Below are 19532 nucleotides of genomic sequence, written 5' to 3'. Positions count from 1 at the left end.
GTCAGACGGCTGCCTTCTCCGTGCGGCGGGTCGCGGCCCGGTGGGCCAGCTCCTGGCGCACCAGCGGCAGCAGGTCGCGGCCGTAGTCGACGGCGTCCTGGAGCGGGTCGTAGCCGCGGATGAGCACGGTGTCGACGCCGATCTCGACGTAGTCGAGGATCGCGGCGGCGACCGTCTCGGGCGAGCCCACCAGGGCGGTGGAGTTGCCGCCGCCCCCGACCGCCTGCGTGGTCGGCGTCCACAGGCAGCGGTCGTGCAGCTCGCCCTTCTCGGCGACGGCCAGCAGCCGCTGCGAGCCGGCGTTCTCGGGCGCACGGCCCTGCGGGTGCATCTGGCCGACCTTCTGCTTGAACTGCGCGCCGACCGCGCCGTTGATGGTGTCGAGGATGCCGTGCGCCCGCTCCCAGGCGGCCTCGTCGGTCGCGCCGAGGATCGGCCGGAACGACACCGAGACACGCGGCCGCTGCCCGCGCCCGGCCTCCGCGGCGCGCGCCGCGACGGTCGCGATCTGCTCGCCGGTCTCCTTCAGCGGCTCGCCCCAGAGCATGTAGGTGTCCGCACGCTTCGCCCCCACGACGTACGCCGCCGGCGAGCTGCCGCCGAAGAACAGCTCGAGGTGCCGGTCCTGGTAGGGGAAGACCTGCGGGGTCGCGCCGTCGAAGCGGTAGTAGCGGCCCTCGAAGTCGTGCGGCCCACGGGAGTCCCAGAGGGCCCGCAGCACCTGGAGGTACTCGTCGGTGCGGTCGTAGCGCTCGTCGTGGGGCAGGTAGTCGCCCTCGCGACGCTGCTCCGCGTCGGTGCTGCCGGTCACGATGTTGAGCGCGACGCGCCCCTTGCTGAACTGGTCGAGCGTGGTGAACGTGCGCGCCGCCAGGGTCGGGTGCACGACACCGGGGCGGTGCGCGATGAGCAGGCCCAGCCGCTCGGTCTGGGCGGCGGCGTACGCCGCGACCTGCGTCCCCTCGGCCCAGCCGGACCCGTAGCCGATGAGGACCCGGTCGAAACCGCCGTCCTCGTGGGCCTTCGCGAACCGCGCCGTGTAGTCGGGGTCGACGACGGCCGCGTTGCCGGGGCGGATCTCCGAGGCGTCGGCGGTGCCGATCATGCCGAGGATCTCGACCTCGTCGTAGGGGGAAGCGGTGCTCATGCTGACTCCTTCTGGGGGTGGGGTGGGTCGAGGCGCTCCCGCCAGACGACGGCGTCGTGGCAGGCGCTCTGCCGCTGGGGAGCGTGCGGGAGCGGGGCGGAGCGCGGCTGCTCGGCGCAGGCGTCGTGCGCGAACGGGCAGCGGTGGGCGAACACGCAGCCGAGGTCGGCCGGCCAGGCCGGCCGGTCCGGGTCCGGGCGCAGCCGGTCCGGGGTGAGCCGGTCCTCGTGCCCGAGCGCGATGGTCGGCGCCGAGGCGGTGAGCAGCGCGGTGTAGGGGTGGGCCGGCTCCTCGAGAACCGCGCGGATCGGGCCCTGCTCGACGATCCGGCCGCGGTAGAAGACCGCCACCCGGTCGGCGATCCCGGCCAGCGAGCTGAGGTCGTGGGCGATGATCACGACGGCCAGGTCGAGCTCGGTGCGCAGCTGGTCGAGCAGGTTGAGGATCAGGTTGCGGTTGGACACGTCCAGCGCCGAGACGGGCTCGTCGCAGAACAGCAGCCGGGGTCGCGTGCTGATGGCGCGAGCGAGCGAGACCCGCTGGCGCTGGCCCCCGGAGAGCTGGCGGGGCCGGCGGTCCGCGACCGCCTCGGGGTCGAGGCCGACCAGCCGCAGCGACTCCGCGACCCGCTGCCCGCGCTCGGCACGGGACAGCGTGCCGGCGATGTCGAGCGGCTCGCGGACCAGCTCGGTCACCGTGAGGTCGGGGTCGAGCGAGCGCAGCGGGTCCTGGAAAACCAGCTGCACCTGGCCGGAGCGCCGGAAGGCGCGCCGGGCCCGGCGGCGCAGCCCGCCGATGTCCTCGCCCGCGAACTCGATCTCGCCGGCCGCGGGCGCGACCAGGCCGACGGTGGCCCGGGCCAGGGTGGTCTTGCCGGAGCCGGTCTCACCGACGATGCCGACGATCTCCCCGGGGCGCACCTCGAGGTCGGCGTCGCGCAGCGCGGCGCCGGTGCCGAGGTGGGTGCCCTTGCGCGGCGGCGTGTACGACACCGACAGCCCGCGGACCCGCAGCAGCGGGGCCGGCGTCGGCGGGAGCGACGCCGCCAGCCGGACGTCGTGGGGGGCGCGGGTCGGGTGGGTCGTGCTCATGCGGGCACCGCCTCGTCGAGGATGGATCGGACGCACCGGGTGGTGCGCCCGCCACCGAGGTCGGTGACGGGGACCGGGCCGGCCGTGCACGCGGCACTCGCCACCGGGCACCGCGGCGCGAACCGGCAGCCGGGCATCTCCTCGCCCGCGGCCGGCGGCTGCCCGGGGATGACGTCGAGCCGCCGGCGCCCCCAGTCGCCGATCGTCGCGACGGCCATCAGAGCGCGCGTGTAGGGGTGCTGCGGGTCGCCGAGCACCTGCGCGGTCGGACCGCTCTCGACGATCTGGCCGCCGTACATCACCAGGACCCGCTCGCAGCTCTCGGCGACCACGGCCAGGTCGTGGGTGACCAGGAGCAGCGACAGGGCGTGGGTCTCGCGCAGCCGGCGCAGCAGCGCGAGGATCTCGGCCTGGATGACGACGTCGAGCGCGGTCGTGGCCTCGTCGGCGATGAGCAGCTCGGGCTCGCAGGAGATCGCGATCGCGATCAGGACCCGCTGGAGCATCCCGCCGGACAGCTGGTGGGGGTACTGGTGGAAGACCGCGGCCGGGTCGTGCAGGCCGACCTCGGCGAAGAGCTCCACCGCGCGGTCGTGCGCGGCGCGCCGCCGCAGGCCGCGCTTGACGCGCAGCTGCTCGGCGAGCTGGTGGCCGACCGTCAGCGACGGGTTGAGGTACGACGCGGGGTCCTGGAACACCGCGCCGATCCGGCCCGCGCGGACGCCGTCCCAGGTCGAGCGGCGCGCGCCGACCAGCTCGACGGCCTGCGGGCCCTCGCCGAGCACGATCCGGCCGCCGTCGACCCGTCCGGTGGTGGGCAGCAGCCCGAGCGCGGCCCGGCAGGTCAGGGTCTTCCCGCTGCCCGACTCGCCGACCAGGCCGACCGACTCGCCGCGCCCGATCTCGAAGGACACGTCCTGGACGGCCACCAGGCCGTCGCCGACGGACACCTGCAGGTCGGTGACCGCCAGGGTTCTCTCACGCGGGGACGCCATCGCGTCGCTCCTCTCGGACGGGCGGGGTGGGCCGGCGCCGGCGTGGAGCCTCCGTCGCACCGGTCGCGTCGCGGATGGCGTCGGCGAGCAGGTTGAGCGAGCCGACGGTCGCCATCATCAGCAGGGCCGGGAAGATCGGGGCCCACGGCTGCTGGGCCAGGTAGCCGAGGTCGGAGGAGAGCATGCCTCCCCAGGTCGGCGCGGGCGGCGTCACGCCGAGCCCGAGGAACGCGAGCGAGGCGACCACCAGCAGGGCGGCGCCGGTGGCGTGCGCCGCGGTGACCGCGACGTTCGGCAGCACCTTGGTCCAGATGTGCCGGCGCAGGGTCCACCACTCGGTCGCGCCCATCAGCTCGGCGGCCTCGACGTACTGCACCTTGCGCAGGCCCAGCGCCGCCGCCCGGGTGACCCGGAAGAAGATCGGGCTGATCAGGATGCCGATCGCGATCATCGCCTGCTGCAGCCCGTTGCCGAGCGTGCCGGCGACGGCGATCGCGAAGACGGTGAACGGGAGGATCACCAGGGTGTCGCTGACCCGCAGGGTGAGCCACTCCAGCCGCGGGCCCAGCCAGGCCGACGCAAGACCGGTGGGGACGCCGAGCACGGCGCCGATCAGCACCGCCTCGACAGCGCCGACGACGGACAGGCGGGTGCCCTCCATCAGCCGGCTCAGCACGTCCCGGCCGACGTAGTCGGTGCCCAGCAGGTGCGTGCTGCTCGGGCCCTGGAGCACGTCGTCGGTGTACTGGTGGAGCGGGTCGTGGGGGGCCAGGGTGCCGCCGAGCACGGCGAGCAGGGCCACGCCCAGCAGGACGACGAGCGCCAGCCGGGCGCTGGGGATCCGCCAGAGTGCGCGCAGGGTCCTCATCGGGCGGCTCCCGTCGCGCCGCTGCCGCGCCGGGCGACCGGGTTGAGCAGCACCTGGAGCAGGTTGACCACGAGGCTCGCGACGACCACGACCACGGCGGTCACCAGCAGCGTGCCGAGGACGACGGGCACGTCGCCCTTCTCGGCGGCCTGCAGCGAGAGCTGGGCGACGCCGGGCAGGCCGAACAGCTTCTCGGTCATCACGGCGCCGCCGATGATGAGCGGGATGGCGAGGCCGATCACCGCGAGCGTCGGCCCGGCGGCATTGCGCAGCACGTGGCCGAAGAGCACGCGGCGGCGCCCGAAGCCGCGCATCGCCGCACCCACGGCGTAGTTCTCGCGCAGCTCGCCGACCAGCGAGGTCCGCAGCTGGCGTGCGATGGACGCCGCGACGTCCAGGCTCAGCGCGAGGGCCGGGAGGATCGCGAAGCGCAGCCACTCCAGCGGGTCCGTCTGGACCGGGACGTAGCCTCCCGCCGGCAGCAGCTGGAGCTTCACGGCGAACACCACGATCAGCGCCATGCCGATGACGAACGGCGGCAGCGTGCCGAGCAGCGAGCAGACCAGCGTCACGGCCCGGTCGACGACACCGCCGTTGCTGAGCGCCGCGCCGATGCCGGCGCCGCCGCCGATCAGGATCGCCAGCACGAGCGCCAGCGCGGCGATCGACAGGTCGACCGGCAGGGCGGTGCGGATGCTGTCGGCGACCGGGATCGTGGTGAACCACGACCGGCCGAGGTCCCCGGTGACGGCGTTGCCGACCCAGGTGGCGTACTGCTCGACGAGCGGGCGGTCGAGGCCGAACTCGTGGTCGAGCCGGGCGATGTCCTCGGCGGTGGCGGTCTCGCCCAGCGCCGCGGCGGCCGGGTTGCTGTCGCTGAGCGCGCCGAGCGCGAAGGTCACGACCGACGCGAGGAAGAGCACCGTCACCGTGACCGCAACGACGCCGGCCAGCGAGCGCAGGGCCGGCAGCGCCCGGCGCAGCGCGGCGGCGGCCCGCCCGGAGGCCTCGGCCGCCGACGGGACCGCCCCCGGTGCGGGGGCGACCACGGTCATGACGTCGTCACCCCCTCGAACCGGCGCAGGCTCGGCGACGCGGGCAGCGCCGAGACGCCCTTGCGCGCGACGATCGACGGCGTCAGGTAGAGGAAGACGTTCGGGAAGGTGGTGACCGCGATCCGGGTCGCCTCCTGGAGCAGCCCCGGGTACGCCGGGTCGTCGGTCGGCGTCTCCTTGACCTTCTTCAGCTGGGCCTCGAGCTGGGGGCTCGACGTGCGGCTGGGGTTCATCAGGCCCTCGGAGCCGAACAGCACCTGGAACGCCTGCACCGGCGACTCGCGGCCCGCGAAGCCGTCGTACGTCAGCGCCTTGGAGCGCTCGATGTAGACGAGCTGGGTGTGCTGGGTCTGCGGGATCGTGTCGATCTTGGCGTCGATCCCGACGTCCTTGAGCTGGGCCTGGATCAGCTCGACCGCGGCGGGGGCGAAGCCCGACGAGGTGAACACGGCGGGGACCGGGTCGGTGTAGCCGGCGTCGGCGAGGAGCTGGCGGGCCTTGTCGGGGTCGTAGGCGTAGACGTCGCCGAGGTCGGGGTCGAAGCCGACGTAGCCCGGCGGGAAGGGCTGGTAGTTGACGTCGCCGATGCCGAAGTTGGCGACCTTCTTGATCTTCTCCCGGTCGATCGCGAACTTGAGGGCCTCGACGACAGCCGGGTCGTCGAACGGCGCCATCCCGGTGTGCACGTCGAGCACGCTGACGAACATCGAGTCGAGCACCTGCACCTCGAGCCCGGCGTCCTTGGCCTGCTGCACCTGGGCGCCGCCGAGCCGGGCCACGTTGTACTGCCCGGACTGGACCGCCGCCACGACGGTCGCCGGGTCGGCCTGCGGGTAGAGGTCGAAGGCGGAGACCTTGATCTCGCCGGCCGCGAAGAAGTGGTCGTTCTTCTTCAGCGAGGCGTGGTCGTTCTGGACGTACTTCGTGACCACGAACGGCCCGGAGCCGGCCGGCTGGGTGGCGAGCGCCGCGGCGTCCTTCTGGAACGCGGCCGGGTTGACGACCATGCCGGTCTTGCCGGCGAACAGCAGCGGGTACTGGTAGTCGACCTCGCTGAGCTCGATCACGACGTCGCGCGCGCCCGAGGCCGAGACCTTCTTGATGGTCTTCATCTGCGGCGCGATCAGCGAGCCCTGCTGGGTGCGGCCGCGCTCGATCGACTTCGCCACGGCGGCCGCGTCGAGCGGGCTGCCGTCGCTGAACGCCAGGCCGGTGCGCAGGGTGAAGGTGACCTGCTTGCCGGACGCGTCGTACTTCCAGGACTCGGCCAGCCACGGGATCGCGTTGCCCTGCTCGTCGAGCGCGGTGATCGGGTCGTAGGCCAGGGCGAGCATCTGCACGTCGGAGCCGGCCGACGAGGTGACCGGGTCCCAGGTGGTGGGGAGCTGCCAGGCCCACTTGATGGTGCCGCCGGCGCCGCTGCCCCCGCTGCTCGTCGACGTGCCGCCGCAGGCCTCCAGCGCGAGGATCAGCCCGGCGCCCAGGCTGGCGCCGAGGAAGGTCCGGCGGTTGAGGTGGGTCGGCTGGGCCGGCTTGCTGGTGCGGAGAGGCATCGAGGTCTCTTTCGGGGGTCTCGGGGGATGGAGCTGCGGAGGTGGTGACCGGGCGCCCGGCGGGTGCGGCCGGGCGCCCGGAGCTCTAGGGGGTGGTCGCCGCCGCCGCGCGCGCGGCGGTGTGGCGGTTGACCGGGACGGGCAGCCCGAGATGCCCGCGCAGGGTGGTGGCGTCGTACTGGGCGCGGAAGACGCCGCGCTCCTGGAGGATCGGCACGACCTCTTCGACGAAGCGCCGGAAGCCGGCCGGGTGGTCGACGCCCACGTTGAAGCCGTCGCAGGCCCGGGCCTCCCACCACTCGACGAGCTTGTCGGCGACCGTCGCCGGGGAGCCGACGAACTCGCTCTTGCGGAAGTACCGGGTCGCCTCGACGGTCTGCCGCAGCGTCCAGCCGTTCTCGACCGCCCGCTCGGTGACCGCCTTGGCCTGGGTGAAGAACGAGCGGCGTCCGTGCTCGAGGGTCTCGGCGGGGAACGGCGCGTCGAGGTCGTACTGCGTGAAGTCGTGCCAGCCGAAGGGGCGGCCGAACTCGGCGAGCGCGGCGGCGAAGGTGTGGTCGCGGTCGTTGTTGAACGCCTCGAGCTCGCGCGCCTCCTCGTCGGTGTCGCCGACGACGACCTTGATCCCCGGCATGATCACCAGCTCGTCGGGGTCGCGCCCGAACTTCGTCTGCGCGCGGGTCTTGAGGTCGTCGTAGAAGGCCTGTCCCGCCGGGATGTCCGGGGCGTGGGTGAAGATCCCCTCCCCCACGCTGGCTCCCAGGTCGCGGCCCTGGTCGGAGTCGCCGGCCTGGAAGACGACCGGGTGCCCCTGGGGCGAGCGGACCAGGTTGAGCGGGCCGCGCACCTTGAAGTGCTCGCCCTCGTGGTCGAGCACGTGCTGCTTGGTGCGGTCGAGGAAGACGCCGCTCGCGCGGTCGCGGACGAAGGCGTCGTCCTCGTAGGAGTCCCACAGGGCCCGGGCCAGCTCGACGAACTCCTGCGCCCGGCCGTAGCGGGTGTCGTAGTCGTAGTGCTCGTCGAGCCCGTAGTTGGTCGCGGTGCCGGCGTCCCCCGTGGTGACGACGTTCCACCCCGCGCGGCCGCCGCTGATCAGGTCGAGCGAGCCGAGCCGCCGGACCAGGTTGAACGGGCTGTTGAAGCTCGTCGTCGCGGTGCCGACCAGGCCGATCCGGCTGGTCTGCGTGGCGAGCGCGCTCAGCAGGGTGAGCGGCTCGAGCCGGTTGAGGTAGTGGGGCGGCGAGTAGGGGGTGATGAACTGGCTGTCCACGACGAAGAGCAGGTCGAAGCAGCCGCGCTCCGCGAGCCGCGCGATCTCGGTGAACCACGCGATGCTCACGCTCGCGTCACCCGGGATCTCGGGGTCCAGCCACAACGTGTGGCTGCCCGGGCCGCCGGTGCCGTAGGGCACCGCACCCAGGTGGATCTGCCGCTTCGAGGCCATGCTCCGGCTCGCTTCCCACACTCATTGGCGATGTTTGTCTACAAAATTACTCGCCTTTGAGAGCGGGGTCCAACGAGGCTTCATGATCCGAACCGATCACGAGGCGTGATGGATCAGGGATTACTCTTGTTTCATGAGCAAGATTCTGGACATTGCCCCGCTGCGCAGCCTCGTCGCCGTCGCGGACTGCGGCGGTTTCCAGCGCGCGGCCGACCACCTGCACCTGAGCCAGGGCGCGGTCAGCCAGCACGTCCGGCGCCTCGAGGGCGTCGTCGGCACCAAGCTCGTCGAGAAGCACGGCCGCGGCTCCCGCTTCACCGCCGGCGGCGAGCGCCTCGTGCACCACGCGCGCCAGATCCTGGCCGCCCACGACGACACCCTGCGCTCGTTCGCGGTCACCCAGGTCAGCGAGTTCACGCTCGGCTCGACCGAGCACGCCGCCGCCCAGCTGCTCCCCTCGCTCGCCGCCGCGCTCGAGCAGGCCGACTCCGGCCACCGCTTCCGCTTCCGCATCGACCGCGGCAACCGGCTCCGCGAGGGACTGGCCTCCGGCTCCATCGACCTCGCCCTGGTCCTCAACGCCGACGACCCGGACGCCGTCCCCGTCGGTGAGCTCGAGCTCGCCTGGTACTCCTCACCCGCCTGGTCGCCGCCGTCCGCGCCCCAGCCGGTGCCCCTCGTCGCCTTCGACAGCCCCTGCAGCCTGCGCAGCCGCGCCCTCGAGACCCTCGCCGCCCACGCCATCCCCGCCGTCATCGGCGCCGAGGCCATCCAGCTCGCCGGCGTCCAGGCCGCCGTCGGCGCGGGCCTCGGCGTGGCCCTCATGGCCACCCTCGGCAGCACCCCCGAGGGTCTCGTCCGCCGCGACGACCTGCCCCTCCCCGAGCCGCTCCGGCTGTCCGTCTGCGCGCGCCCGGCGCTCGACGCGGACGTCGTCCGGCTGGTCGCTCAGGCGCTGACGCCGCTGCTCACCTCGGGAGCGAGCGCCTGAGCGGGTAGGTCAGGCGGTGCGGCGTCCACCGACGAGGAACGCGGGCCGGTCGTCGTGACGGATGGCCTGAGCGCGGCCCGCGGCCTTGGCGCGGTACAGGGCGTGGTCGGCGCGGGCGAGGCCGAGGGCGACGTCGTCGCCCGGCAGGACGGAGGCGATGCCGAAGCTGACCGTGGGTGTCCCGTCGGCCTCGGCGTAGCGGTGCGCGATGGTCGCGGTGAGATCCTCGGCCGTGCCGTGGACGGTGAGGATGACGAACTCGTCGCCGCCGAGACGTCCGACGATCCCGCGGGGTCCGATGACCTCGCGGCAGGCGTCGGCGAACGCGGTCAGGGCGTCGTCGCCGGCGGCATGACCGGCGTCGTCGTTGATGTCCTTGAACCGGTCGAGGTCGGCGAGCACGAGCGCGGCATCGGTGCCGAACCGGCCGCGATCGAGGATGACCTGGCCCTCGCGGTAGAACTCCGCACGGTTGAGGAGCCCGGTGAGTGAGTCCCGGGTGGCGCGGCGACGCAGCTCGGCGATCTGCTGGTCCGCGGCCAAGGCGGACATGCCGAACGTGGCGACGACGAGCAGGATCATGGTGAGCAGCGTGGTGACCTGGCCACCGAACGCGTTCTGGAACACCGGGTGCTGCGGGCCGACGGTGACGAACGCCGTCGCGCGGGCCAGGTAGTAGGCGCCGAGGAGACTCGAGACCACCGCCATCGCCACGAGAGCGAAGCGGTTCTGCGCCGGCGAGTCGACCCCCACGTCCGTCTGACGCAGCAGGAGCACGAGCTCCAGGGTCGAGCGGCCGATGAGGAGCGCCATGCCGGTCAGGAACGCCGCGCCACCCGACCAGGAGTCGACAGTCGGGTCGCCCAGGGCCGACGCGACCGCGACGACTGCGGGCACCGCCGCCAGCTGCCAGCGGGGCACGGGCACGGCGCGCAGGGAGCGCGCGCTGGCCCACACACAGCCGGCACCCAGCACCCCCATCATGTTCCCGGCGGGGTTGCCCACCACCTGGAGCGCGGTGCCGTCGAAGAGGAACAGGGTGGCGCTGAGGATGAAGCAGCCGATCGACACGCACCACCACCCGCTGTAGGCCGAGCGGGTCGTGCGGAACGTGACGCCGTAGACGAGGACCAGGACGCTCAGGGCCACGAGCCCGAAGGCGATGCGCAGGGTGACCAGGTCCAGCATGCTCCCAGGCTAGGTGCATCGGGTTGCCGCGGCAGCCGCCGCGGGTGGGCGAGGCGGAAACATGACCGAGCGTTCTGACGTCCTAGTCATTCGGGGTCGCCACGCAGCTCGACCACCGGGGACCAAGGTCCCCGGTGGTCGACGGCCCCCTTCGTTCAGCTCCGCCGGGTCAGCACTTGCCGACGCGGGCGATGTCGATCGGGCCGCCGTTGCCCATGTTGCCGCCGCCGATGCCGCCGGCGAGCGTGAAGCCCGCCTTCTTGGGCAGCCGCACCGAGCCGACCTTCGAGTAGGTGCCCTTCTTGACCATCGGCGAGCGCCAGGACGACGTCGGGTCGTCGACGCCCTCCTTGAACACGTAGAGGGTGGCGCTGAACTTCCCGGCGCGCACCTTGCGGGTGTCGAGCCGGCCGTACACGCGCCAGGCGGCGCCCTTGCTCACGGAGACCTTGCAGACGCCGAGCTTGGCCTTCTGCATCGTCTGGACGACGGTGAACTGCTTGCCGCTGGGCTTGGCGGCGACCGGGGCCGCCGAGGCGGCCGAGGCGCCGACCGGAGCGATCACGGCGACGGCCATGGCCACACTGGCGATGGAACGGGTCAGGGTCTTCACGTTTCTTCCTCCTGGTTCGCGGCCCGGCCACGGTGGCCGGCCCTTGCGCGCGTGCAGAGATCGCGCGGACTCGTGGCCGCCCGAGCCGCCTCTCCCCACGTCGGCACCGAACCGGCGGAACGTAGACATCCAGGTGATCGGATCAGCTGCCGCCCCGCCACTGGAGGACCGTGAGCGCGGCCGCGACGTCGACCGGGTGCTCGGCCAGGGGCCGCGGCAACAGCTCGTCGGCCCGGGCGAGGCGCCGGATGACCGTGTTGCGGTGGGCGTGGAGCCGTCGCGCGGTCCGGGAGGTGTTGAACTGCTCCTGCACGAAGGCGAGGACGACGTCGCGGGTCTCGGGGTCGGCGGTCGCGAGGTCGCCGAGCACCTCGGCGACGTACTCGTCGGCACTGGCGGGCTCGGTGGTCATGAGGGCGACGAGCTGGATGTCCTGGTAGCGGGCGATGCGCTGGGGCGAGGCGAGGCGCGTCATCATCCGCTGGGTGGTGGAGGCGTCGAGGTGGCTGCGGCGGAACCCCTCGATGTCGCGGCCCGGCCGCCCGACCGCGATGCTCACGCCGGGGTGCCCCACGAGCCTGGTGGCGAGCTCGTGGGCGGTGGGCGCCGTGGCGACGGGCAGCCACACCCAGTGGGACGCCGAGCTCGCGACGACGGTGAGCCGGCGGGTGGCGCCGCTCGCCTGGACGAGGGCCTCGGCGGCGGCGTCGAGCTCGGTGGTGCTCGCCTCGACCGCCGTCCAGACGACGGCCGCGACGTGCGGTCCGGTCAGGGGGTAGCCGAGCTGCGCCTCGGCCCGGGCACGGCTGAGGGGAGCACGCTCGAGGATGAGGGAGACGGCGGCGCGGCGCTCGGCGTGGCTGCCGCTCTTGAGCTGGTCGCGCTCGGCCTCGATGACCGAGGCGACGGCGTCGATGGTGTCGTCGATGAACGTGGAGATCGACAGCAGCGACACGTCGAGGAGCTCGTGGAGGAGGTCGGGGTCCTGGGTGAGCTCGAAGCAGATCGTCATCCACCGCCGCGACGCCCTGCTCTGACCGGTGCGGTAGCTGTCCAGCGCACTGCGGTCGAGGCCGCGCCGGGCGAGGTCGCGTGCGGTCTCCAGGTTGTCCGGGTCGAGGTTCGGGGGCACCCGGAGCCCCGGTGCCTGCACGTTCGCGGCGGCCCAGTGCCGCAGGTTGGCCAGGGTGTTGCGACGGATGCCCTCGGCCAGCACCGGGTCCGCGGCGATCGCCTCCATGCCGGGACTGGCCAGCGCGGCGGAGTCGATCTCGGCCACCCACTCCGGACGCAGGCGGAGCGCGATCTCGGCGCCCTGCCGGATGAGCTCGCGCACCTGCGGCGAGGACGACGGCCAGGACCCGGTCACTGCAGCATTCTGCACCACACGCCGAACGAGCTGAGACGGATTGTCCTGGCGAGCTGGGGCAGAGCCGTCGCACATTGGGTTCGGCCCGGATCGTCCACCCCCTCAGGAGAGAACATGTCCCACCGTCACGCCCGGACCGGTCCGCCGTCGTCCCTCGAGGACGTCGAGCAGGTCGACGTCCTCATCGTCGGCGCCGGCCTCTCCGGCATCGGCGCAGGTCGCTACCTGCGGACCGAGCTCCCCCACAAGAGCTTCGTCATCCTCGAGGGCCGGGCGGCGTCCGGAGGCACCTGGGACCTGTTCCGCTACCCCGGCATCCGCTCGGACTCCGACCTGACCACCTTCGGGTACGAGTTCAAGCCGTGGCGCGAGAAGGAGGCCATCGCCGACGCCGCGCAGATCGTGGGCTACCTGCGCGAGACCGCCACCGAGAACGGGCTGGACGAGCACATCCGGTACCACCACCGGGTGCAGCGCGCGTCGTGGTCCTCGGAGACGGCCCGCTGGCTGGTCGAGGTGGAGCAGACCGACACCGGCGAACGGCGCTACTTCAGCGCCGGCTGGCTGTTCTGCGCCGGCGGCTACTACGACTACGACGAGGGCTACACGCCCGTCTTCGAGGGCCGGGACCGCTTCCGGGGGCAGGTGGTGCACCCGCAGCACTGGCCCGAGGACCTCGACTACACGGGCAAGAAGGTCGTCGTCATCGGCAGCGGCGCCACCGCGGTCACGCTGGTGCCGTCGATGGCCGACGACGCCGCCCACGTCACGATGCTGCAGCGCACCCCGACGTACGTGATGCCCATCCCGCGCGTGGACAAGCTGGCGAACAACCTGCGCCGCTGGTTCGGCGACGACCGCGGCCACGCCCTGGCCCGGCAGAAGAACATCGCCAAGCAGCGCGCCATCTGGCTGTTCGCGCAGAGGTTCCCCGGCAAGGCCCGCCAGGTCATCCGGCGCTTCAACGAGGAGCGGCTGCCCGCCGGCTTCCCCGTCGACGAGCACTTCAACCCGCCGTACAACCCCTGGGACCAGCGGCTGTGCGCCGTACCGGACGGCGACCTGTTCCGGTCGATCCGCAACGGCGACGCCTCCGTCGTCACCGACCGCATCACTACCTTCACCGAAGACGGCATCCTCCTGGAGTCGGGACGCGAGCTCGAGGCGGACATCATCGTCACGGCGACGGGCCTCAACATCAAGCTGCTCGGCGGCATCGACCTGGTCGTCGACGGCCGCGCCGTCGACGTCAGCCAGAGCGTCGCGTACCGCGGCGTGATGCTCAGCGGCATCCCGAACCTCGCCATGGCGATCGGCTACACGAACTCGTCGTGGACCCTGAAGATCGGCCTCCTCTGCGACTACTTCTGCCGCCTCCTCGCCCACCTCGACGAGCACGGCCACGACGCCGTGTGGCCCGTCGCCGACCCCGACATGGAGACCCGCCCGCTCCTCGACTTCGGCGCCGGCTACGTCCAGCGTGCTCTCGACACCCTGCCCAAGCAGGGCGTGGCCGCGCCGTGGCTGATGTCGATGAACTACTACAACGACGCGAAGGTCCTGCGCCGCGGCGCCGTCGTCGACGAGCACCTCGCGTTCGCCAGCGCGACGGCTCCGGTCACCCGGGAGCGTGCCGTGCTGGCCCCCTGACCGCGTCCCTGGGTCCCGGCGGTCCACGTCTCGCTACGCTGCTGCCGCGGGTCGGAGGGCCCGGGGGATCTGGGAGGACGATCTTGGCCCGGACGGGCACGCCGGAGCGTGGGGCACCGGACGAACGCGGGTGGGCGATGGCCAGCTTCCGCGACGCTGTCCGCTGGGCGTTCTTCGCCGGCATGGTGGTGTGGATGCCGCTGGTGGTCGCGGCGTACTTCGTCGGCCCGGAGCGCCATCACGACGGCATGTTGGTGGTGGGGGTCAACGGCGCCCTGCTGGTCGTGGCGGCGGTGGCCTGCGCGAAGCCGGAGTTCCCCGCGTGGCTGGTGTTCTTGCTCCAGTACGCGGTGTTCGTCTTCGACTGGATGCACACCGCCGGCCCGTCCACGCCGTTCGCGGTAGCGACGTTCCACCTCTTCATCATCACGGCGGTCGCCCAGGGTCTGGTGCTGCGACGCCGGATCGACCTGGTCCTCTCGTTGGCGTGCTGCGTGGCGGTCGCCGTGCTGATCTACCTCGCGGACCCGGAGCAGGGGACGCGGTTTCCGCTGTTCCTCCTGGCGAACGGGCCGCTCGCGATCGTGGTCGGCCGGCCGGGGCTGGTGCCGCTGCTGCGGTTCGCCAGATCTCTCGACACCAACCACCACGAAGCGGTGCGCGCGAGGACGCGCCTGGACGTGCAGACGGCGGCCATGCGCCGGGCGGCCGAGGAGCAGCGCCAGGTCCACGACACGGCGATCAACACCCTCGCGGCCGTCGCTCGTGGCGGGTCCGCCGTCTCGGATCTGGGCGCGGTGCGAGCTCGCTGCCACGCGGACACCCAGGTGCTGGAGCACCTGATGAGCTCCTCCGGGCTGGACCTGACGGCCCACGAGTCGCCCGAGGCGCCGCTCGCGCGGCGCACGGTCACGGTGGACCTGACCGGGCTGTCGGGCCAACCGCTCGCCGACCTCTGGGCCGGCATGCCGCTGGGGGTCCGGGCGGCCCTGGGCGGCGCGACAGGTGAGCTGGTGACCAACGCCGAGAAGCACGCGGGAGTGGCGCGGGTGAGCGTCGACATCCGGGCCGACGGCGCCGGCGGTGGCGGTGTTCGCGTGGTCGTCAGTGACCAGGGCAGGGGCTTCGCGCCCGAGGACGTGGCAGAGCGGGGGCTCGCTTCGTCGGTACGCGCGCGGCTGGCCGAGGAGGGCATCGCCTTCGACCTGCGCACTGCCCCGGGGGCCGGGGTGCGCGCCGCCATGTCGTGGCGCGCCGACGGCGATCAGGGTGCGGGCGAGGCCGCGGACTTCCGGGTCGGCGTCGACCGGGTCAGCATGGTGGGCGCGCTCCTGATCAGCGCGCTGCTGGCCGGAGGAGGCATCTTCCTCGGCGCGGCCAACCACCCGGGCGAGCTCACCCCGGACTACCTGCTGGCGGCGCTGGTCATCACGACGACGCTCCTTGCGTGGCGGAGCTGGCGCCGCCACGACCGGCTCACCGGAGCGATGACCGCGGTGCTGGTGGTCACCGCGCCGATCGCCTTCCTGGTCTCCGGCAGCGGCGTGGACTTCGGGCAGGGCTACGTCCTCGCCTGGCAGTGCATCGCGCCCGCGATGCTGCTCTTCATCGTCGTGGCCGGGACCCGCTCCGCGCGCGTCGTCGCGATCGGGACGGCGGCCTACGCAGCGGTCGGCGCGGCGGCCGCGTTCGCCCTCACCGCGACGCCCGCAGCGGGGGCGGTCACCTTCGTCATGCTGGCGACCGGACTCGTGTGGGTCGGTGGCTGGGTCCTGTTCAACCTCCGGCTGCGCCGGATGGCAGCACGCGCGATCCGCGAGCACGAGGCGGCGGTGCGCGCCGACGAGGCCGCCGAGGCCCAGGCCACCGCCGCGCAGGTGAGGGCCCGCTGGCGGTTGGCCGGCATCGAGAGCGCCGCCGACCTGCTGCGGGCCCTCGGCAGCACCCTCGACCCCGCCTCCCCCGAGGCCCGCCACCGCAGCGGCCTCGAGGAGACGTACCTGCGCCAGGTCGTCCTGCTCCCGCCCGAGCTGGTCAACATCGGCGCCTGGTTCTGCCAAGCCCTCTCGACCGCCCGGGAACGCGACGTGAACCTCCAGGTGCGCTCCGGCCCGCACGACATCGCCCCCGGGACCGCCGACCTGCTCGGACAGTACGTCGTCGACGCCACCACCGTGGTCGACCCCGGCACCGATCTGGTCGTCTCCCTCCTCGAGGGGAGGGACGGCCTGCAGCTGCGCCTGGTCGCCACCGACAGCCGGATCGCCGAGCTCGCCCGGGAACGCGACTGGGATTCCGGCCTGGAGCTCGAGATCCAGCAGTATGCCCAGCAGGTGCTCGTCCGCGTCGGCCCGCGGGCCGCCGCCTGAACGAGAGACCCAGAGCCCGTCAGCGCACCTGGGCGAGTGCGACGGCGTCGGGGCCGGCCGGGAACCGCAGCGTCCCCGTGGTGTCGTGGACGGCGCGCCAGACGGCCTCGGCCACGTCGAGGGGGGTGGTGGTGTTGCCCTGCACGCTGAAGGCATCCAGGATCGGGTCCGCGAAGGAGGCGTAGGTCGAGGGGATCATCGCGCTGATGTCACCGCCGTTGGCCGTGAACCGGGTCGTGGGGCAGTAGCCCGGCTGGACGAGCTTGGCCTGGACTCCGAACGCCGCCAGCTCGAGGGCGATCGACGCCGTGAAGCCCTCGGTGGCCATCTTGCTCGCCTTGTACATCGCCGTCAGCGGCATGGCGCCGAGGACGACACTGGAGCTGATGTTGACCACGACCCCCGAGCCGCGCTCGCGGAACTGGGGGATGACGGCCTTGGTCGTGGCCATGACGCCGAACGTGTTGGTCTCGAACAGCTCGCGGGCCTTGTCCATCGGGGTCGCCTCGACGACACCGATCCCGCCGATGCCCGCGTTGTTGACCAGGACGTCGATGGGGCCGGCCGCGGCGAACGCCGCCTCGATGCTGGCGGCGTCCGTCACGTCGAGCTGCAGGACGGTGATGCGGTCGGAGTCGGGGAGGACATCCCTCCGAGGTGTTCGCATCGCGGCGATGACGTTCCACCCCTGCTCGTGGAAGTAGCGGGCAGTCTCGAGGCCGTACCCGGAGGATGCCCCGGTGATCATGATGGTTTCCATGCGGTTGACTCTAGGCACCGGAATCCGGACGATCTATAGTTCAGAATCCGGGTTACATTATCGATAGTCCGGTCATTCCTCGACGATCCCGCCTCACCAGGAGTCTCGATGCCTGACCCGCTCTCCGAGGTCGTCCAGATGCTGCGTCCTCGCGACGTGTTCTCCAAGCGCATCTCCGGAGCCGGGGCCTGGGGCGTCAGGTACACCGCCTTCGGTCAACCCGGGTTCTCCGTGGTGCTCGAGGGCAGCTGCCGGCTGGCCGTGGAGAACGCCCCGGAGATCATCCTCGAGCCGGGCGATTTCGTGCTCCTGCCGAGCACTCCCGAGTTCGAGCTGACGGGCTTCACCCCGGTGGAGCCCGTCGACCTGGACCCCCGGAAGATGGCCGCCGACGACCTGGACGCGGACCACACCAACGGACTGCCCCCGGACGTGCGCCTGCTGGGCGGCACCTTCGTGTTCGACTCGCCGGACGCGGCACTGCTGAGCTCCTTGCTGCCCCCGGTCGTGCACGTGCGCGGCGTCGAGCACTTCCAACCCCTGGTGTCGCTGGTCGCCGACGAGGCGCTGGCCGACAAGCCGGGACGAGAGCTCGTGCTGAGACGCCTCGTCGAGATACTCCTCGTCGAGGCGCTCCGGAGCGACGTCACGCCGCAGTCGCCGCCCGGACTTCTGCGCGGCCTCGCAGACCGCAAGCTCGCTCCCGCCGTCCAGCAGATGCACGAGCACCTGGCCCGCCCGTGGACCGTCTCGCAGCTGGCCGACGCAGCCGCACTGTCGCGATCGGCCTTCTTCGACCGGTTCACCAAGCAGGTCGGGATGCCGCCCATGGAGTACCTGACGGCATGGCGGATGGCCGTGGCCCGCGACCTGCTCCGCCACGAGGACCTCGGGATGCAGGAGGTCGGCCGCCGCACCGGCTACAGCTCGGCCAGCGCCTTCAGCACCGCCTTCACCCGGTACTCGGGTGAGACTCCGAGCCAGTACGCTCGCCGGTCGGCTGCTGGCCAGGCGTCACACGTGCGGTCGGCTGCCGGCACCTGACCGCGGATCGGCGTCCTGTCGTGCCGGATCGGGGCGCGACTCGATCTACGCTCGCGGAATGGGCCTTGATGACGACCCGGGTCGAGATTCTCGGCAGGCGAGGGTGACCTACAACCTCACCGCCTTCAAGCGCGGCTTTCACGGCGGCCAGCAACCGCTGCTTCTCGACACCGCCGCTGACGACACAGCCGCACTCGCCGCCCTGCGCGACACGCTCTCCGAGTGCCGGTCGCACTGGCAGGCCGACGCGACACACGGCCATCCACGACCCTGGGTATCGGGCGCCATCGCGACTCCACACGGACCGATCTGCCGAGTCGGGCACTCCGAACCCAAAGACGCGTTCGAACCGATCCTCGCCGACATCGCCGAGGGCCTCGCGCAACGCGGAATCACCGGAATCCTCAAGCCCGCGCCGCTCGAGCTCCATCCCGTGTTCGGTGGCGGCAAGCCGAACAGCGCGTACACGACCCTGAGCGCAGTCCTGGTCCTCCCCCAGGACCTCGAGGTCCTCTACGCGAACACAGATCCCTACGGACGCCCCCGATACGACTGGTTCGTCGACCGCGACGTGACCCACCAGGTCTGGAAGGCAGCCATCACCTGGTGCCTCGATGCTCCGGGCGACGCCTACCTGTCACGCGCCGTCCAGACCACGCAGGTCTCCCCCGACCCGGACGATCTCCTCGGCGTCCTCACCGACGTTCCACCCACGCCCTGGGGCAGCCAGTTCGCCTTCGCGGTGATGCGGGCCAACCGCACCCGCATGCGCTACCTCAGCGTCGATCACGACGGGCTCGTGACCCTTCAAGACCTCGATACCGCGTCCGATCAAGGATCCGCCCTCACGGAGCTCGCCGCGGTCGCCAACACACTCTCGCCCCACGCCTCCATCACCAGCGTCCGCGAGACAGCCTCCGGTGTCGCTGGGTGGACCACATCACCGACGAGGCCCGATCACCGACCACCGATCGACCTCGTCGACGGGGGTATCGACTGGTGGCAGGTACTGCACCTCCTGCCCGACTACGTTCTCGACGCCCACGTCCATCAGGTCCTGATCGACAGCCAGCTGGCGAAGACCACGCTTCACCCCGACCGATGGACCGTGACGCCACTGGGCAACGGACGTCACGCAGTCACGGCCACCAACCCCCAACCCTGGCTGGATCACAGCGACCACACCCGCCCCGCAACGGCCGACAACCGCCCCACGGGCGTCGACGCAACGACCCTCGCCCGAGCACGCAACGACTTCGGCGACGCCATCCTCACTGCCGCAACCCTCGAGGCGAACCCGCCTCCCCTGCCTGCCGGGGCCTACAGCAGGTACCGCCAACACCATCCACGAGGCAGTCGCAGCTGACCCAGTACGACGACGGGGCCGGGTCTGCT

At 72.2% G+C, this 19532-nt stretch carries 16 protein-coding genes; 5 read left to right on the top strand and 11 right to left on the bottom strand.

What is annotated here, in order from left to right; genetic code table 11:
• Window position 1 precedes the first annotated feature (1 nt).
• The 7 genes from BM223_RS00705 to BM223_RS00675 form a co-directional block, all read right to left on the bottom strand.
• On the bottom strand, window positions 2–1147 hold the full coding sequence (locus tag BM223_RS00705) for an LLM class flavin-dependent oxidoreductase (protein WP_038682384.1): 1146 nt from the start codon (window positions 1145–1147) through the stop codon (window positions 2–4).
• On the bottom strand, window positions 1144–2238 hold the full coding sequence (locus BM223_RS00700; RefSeq protein WP_082003840.1) for an ABC transporter ATP-binding protein: 1095 nt from the start codon (window positions 2236–2238) through the stop codon (window positions 1144–1146). Before BM223_RS00700 ends, BM223_RS00705 begins: the two co-directional genes overlap by 4 nt.
• Complete coding sequence (locus BM223_RS00695; protein ID WP_038682386.1) at window positions 2235–3233, bottom strand: ABC transporter ATP-binding protein; 999 nt, start codon at window positions 3231–3233, stop codon at window positions 2235–2237. The genes BM223_RS00700 and BM223_RS00695 overlap by 4 nt, the downstream gene beginning before the upstream one ends.
• Entirely contained in the window at window positions 3217–4101 is an 885-nt protein-coding gene (locus tag BM223_RS00690; protein WP_038682388.1) for an ABC transporter permease, read from the bottom strand. The genes BM223_RS00695 and BM223_RS00690 overlap by 17 nt, the downstream gene beginning before the upstream one ends.
• On the bottom strand, window positions 4098–5156 hold the full coding sequence (locus tag BM223_RS00685; RefSeq protein ID WP_038682390.1) for an ABC transporter permease: 1059 nt from the start codon (window positions 5154–5156) through the stop codon (window positions 4098–4100). Before BM223_RS00685 ends, BM223_RS00690 begins: the two co-directional genes overlap by 4 nt.
• Window positions 5153–6709, bottom strand: a complete 1557-nt coding sequence (locus tag BM223_RS00680; RefSeq protein ID WP_038682391.1) for an ABC transporter substrate-binding protein — start codon at window positions 6707–6709, stop codon at window positions 5153–5155. The genes BM223_RS00685 and BM223_RS00680 overlap by 4 nt, the downstream gene beginning before the upstream one ends.
• Window positions 6710–6794: 85 nt before the next feature.
• Entirely contained in the window at window positions 6795–8153 is a 1359-nt protein-coding gene (locus BM223_RS00675) for an LLM class flavin-dependent oxidoreductase (RefSeq protein WP_038682393.1), read from the bottom strand.
• Between the two features lie 133 nt (window positions 8154–8286).
• Here BM223_RS00675 and BM223_RS00670 point away from each other — a divergent pair, with 133 nt between their 5' ends.
• Window positions 8287–9144, top strand: a complete 858-nt coding sequence (locus BM223_RS00670; RefSeq protein WP_038682395.1) for a LysR family transcriptional regulator — start codon at window positions 8287–8289, stop codon at window positions 9142–9144.
• Between the two features lie 9 nt (window positions 9145–9153).
• On the opposite strand, the gene BM223_RS00665 is transcribed toward BM223_RS00670, so the two are convergent.
• The 3 genes from BM223_RS00665 to BM223_RS00655 form a co-directional block, all read right to left on the bottom strand.
• Entirely contained in the window at window positions 9154–10332 is a 1179-nt protein-coding gene (locus BM223_RS00665) for a GGDEF domain-containing protein (protein WP_038682396.1), read from the bottom strand.
• A gap of 169 nt (window positions 10333–10501) precedes the next feature.
• The gene (locus BM223_RS00660) at window positions 10502–10945 is read right to left on the bottom strand and encodes a hypothetical protein (RefSeq protein WP_038682398.1); all 444 of its coding nucleotides are present in this window, start codon (window positions 10943–10945) and stop codon (window positions 10502–10504) included.
• Between the two features lie 142 nt (window positions 10946–11087).
• Complete coding sequence (locus BM223_RS00655; protein WP_200887030.1) at window positions 11088–12314, bottom strand: PucR family transcriptional regulator; 1227 nt, start codon at window positions 12312–12314, stop codon at window positions 11088–11090.
• A gap of 114 nt (window positions 12315–12428) precedes the next feature.
• On the opposite strand from BM223_RS00655, the gene BM223_RS00650 reads away from it, so the two are divergent.
• Together BM223_RS00650 and BM223_RS28160 are read left to right on the top strand one after the other, a co-directional pair.
• Window positions 12429–13964 (top strand): flavin-containing monooxygenase, encoded by a 1536-nt coding sequence (locus tag BM223_RS00650; protein ID WP_052139120.1) that lies wholly within the window; start codon window positions 12429–12431, stop codon window positions 13962–13964.
• 137 nt (window positions 13965–14101) lie between these two features.
• Window positions 14102–16333, top strand: a complete 2232-nt coding sequence (locus tag BM223_RS28160; RefSeq protein ID WP_038682403.1) for an ATP-binding protein — start codon at window positions 14102–14104, stop codon at window positions 16331–16333.
• A 19-nt stretch (window positions 16334–16352) separates the two neighbouring features.
• Here BM223_RS28160 and BM223_RS00640 read toward each other — a convergent pair whose 3' ends face one another.
• Window positions 16353–17093 carry an SDR family NAD(P)-dependent oxidoreductase gene (locus BM223_RS00640; protein WP_038682405.1) on the bottom strand — a complete coding sequence of 247 codons (741 nt, stop codon included), beginning with the start codon at window positions 17091–17093 and terminating at the stop codon, window positions 16353–16355.
• Between the two features lie 108 nt (window positions 17094–17201).
• Here BM223_RS00640 and BM223_RS00635 point away from each other — a divergent pair, with 108 nt between their 5' ends.
• Both BM223_RS00635 and BM223_RS00630 read left to right on the top strand, forming a co-directional pair.
• Window positions 17202–18137 carry an AraC family transcriptional regulator gene (locus tag BM223_RS00635; protein ID WP_038682406.1) on the top strand — a complete coding sequence of 312 codons (936 nt, stop codon included), beginning with the start codon at window positions 17202–17204 and terminating at the stop codon, window positions 18135–18137.
• Window positions 18138–18240: 103 nt separating this feature from the next.
• Window positions 18241–19503, top strand: coding sequence for a hypothetical protein (locus BM223_RS00630; protein WP_075018431.1), 1263 nt, complete (start codon window positions 18241–18243; stop codon window positions 19501–19503).
• Window positions 19504–19532: the final 29 nt, after the last annotated feature.

It is taken from the genome of Pimelobacter simplex (assembly GCF_900114845.1).
In the GTDB taxonomy this organism is placed as follows: Bacteria; Actinomycetota; Actinomycetes; order Propionibacteriales; family Nocardioidaceae; genus Nocardioides; species Nocardioides simplex.
This window is presented reverse-complemented; position numbering and strand designations above follow the sequence as displayed.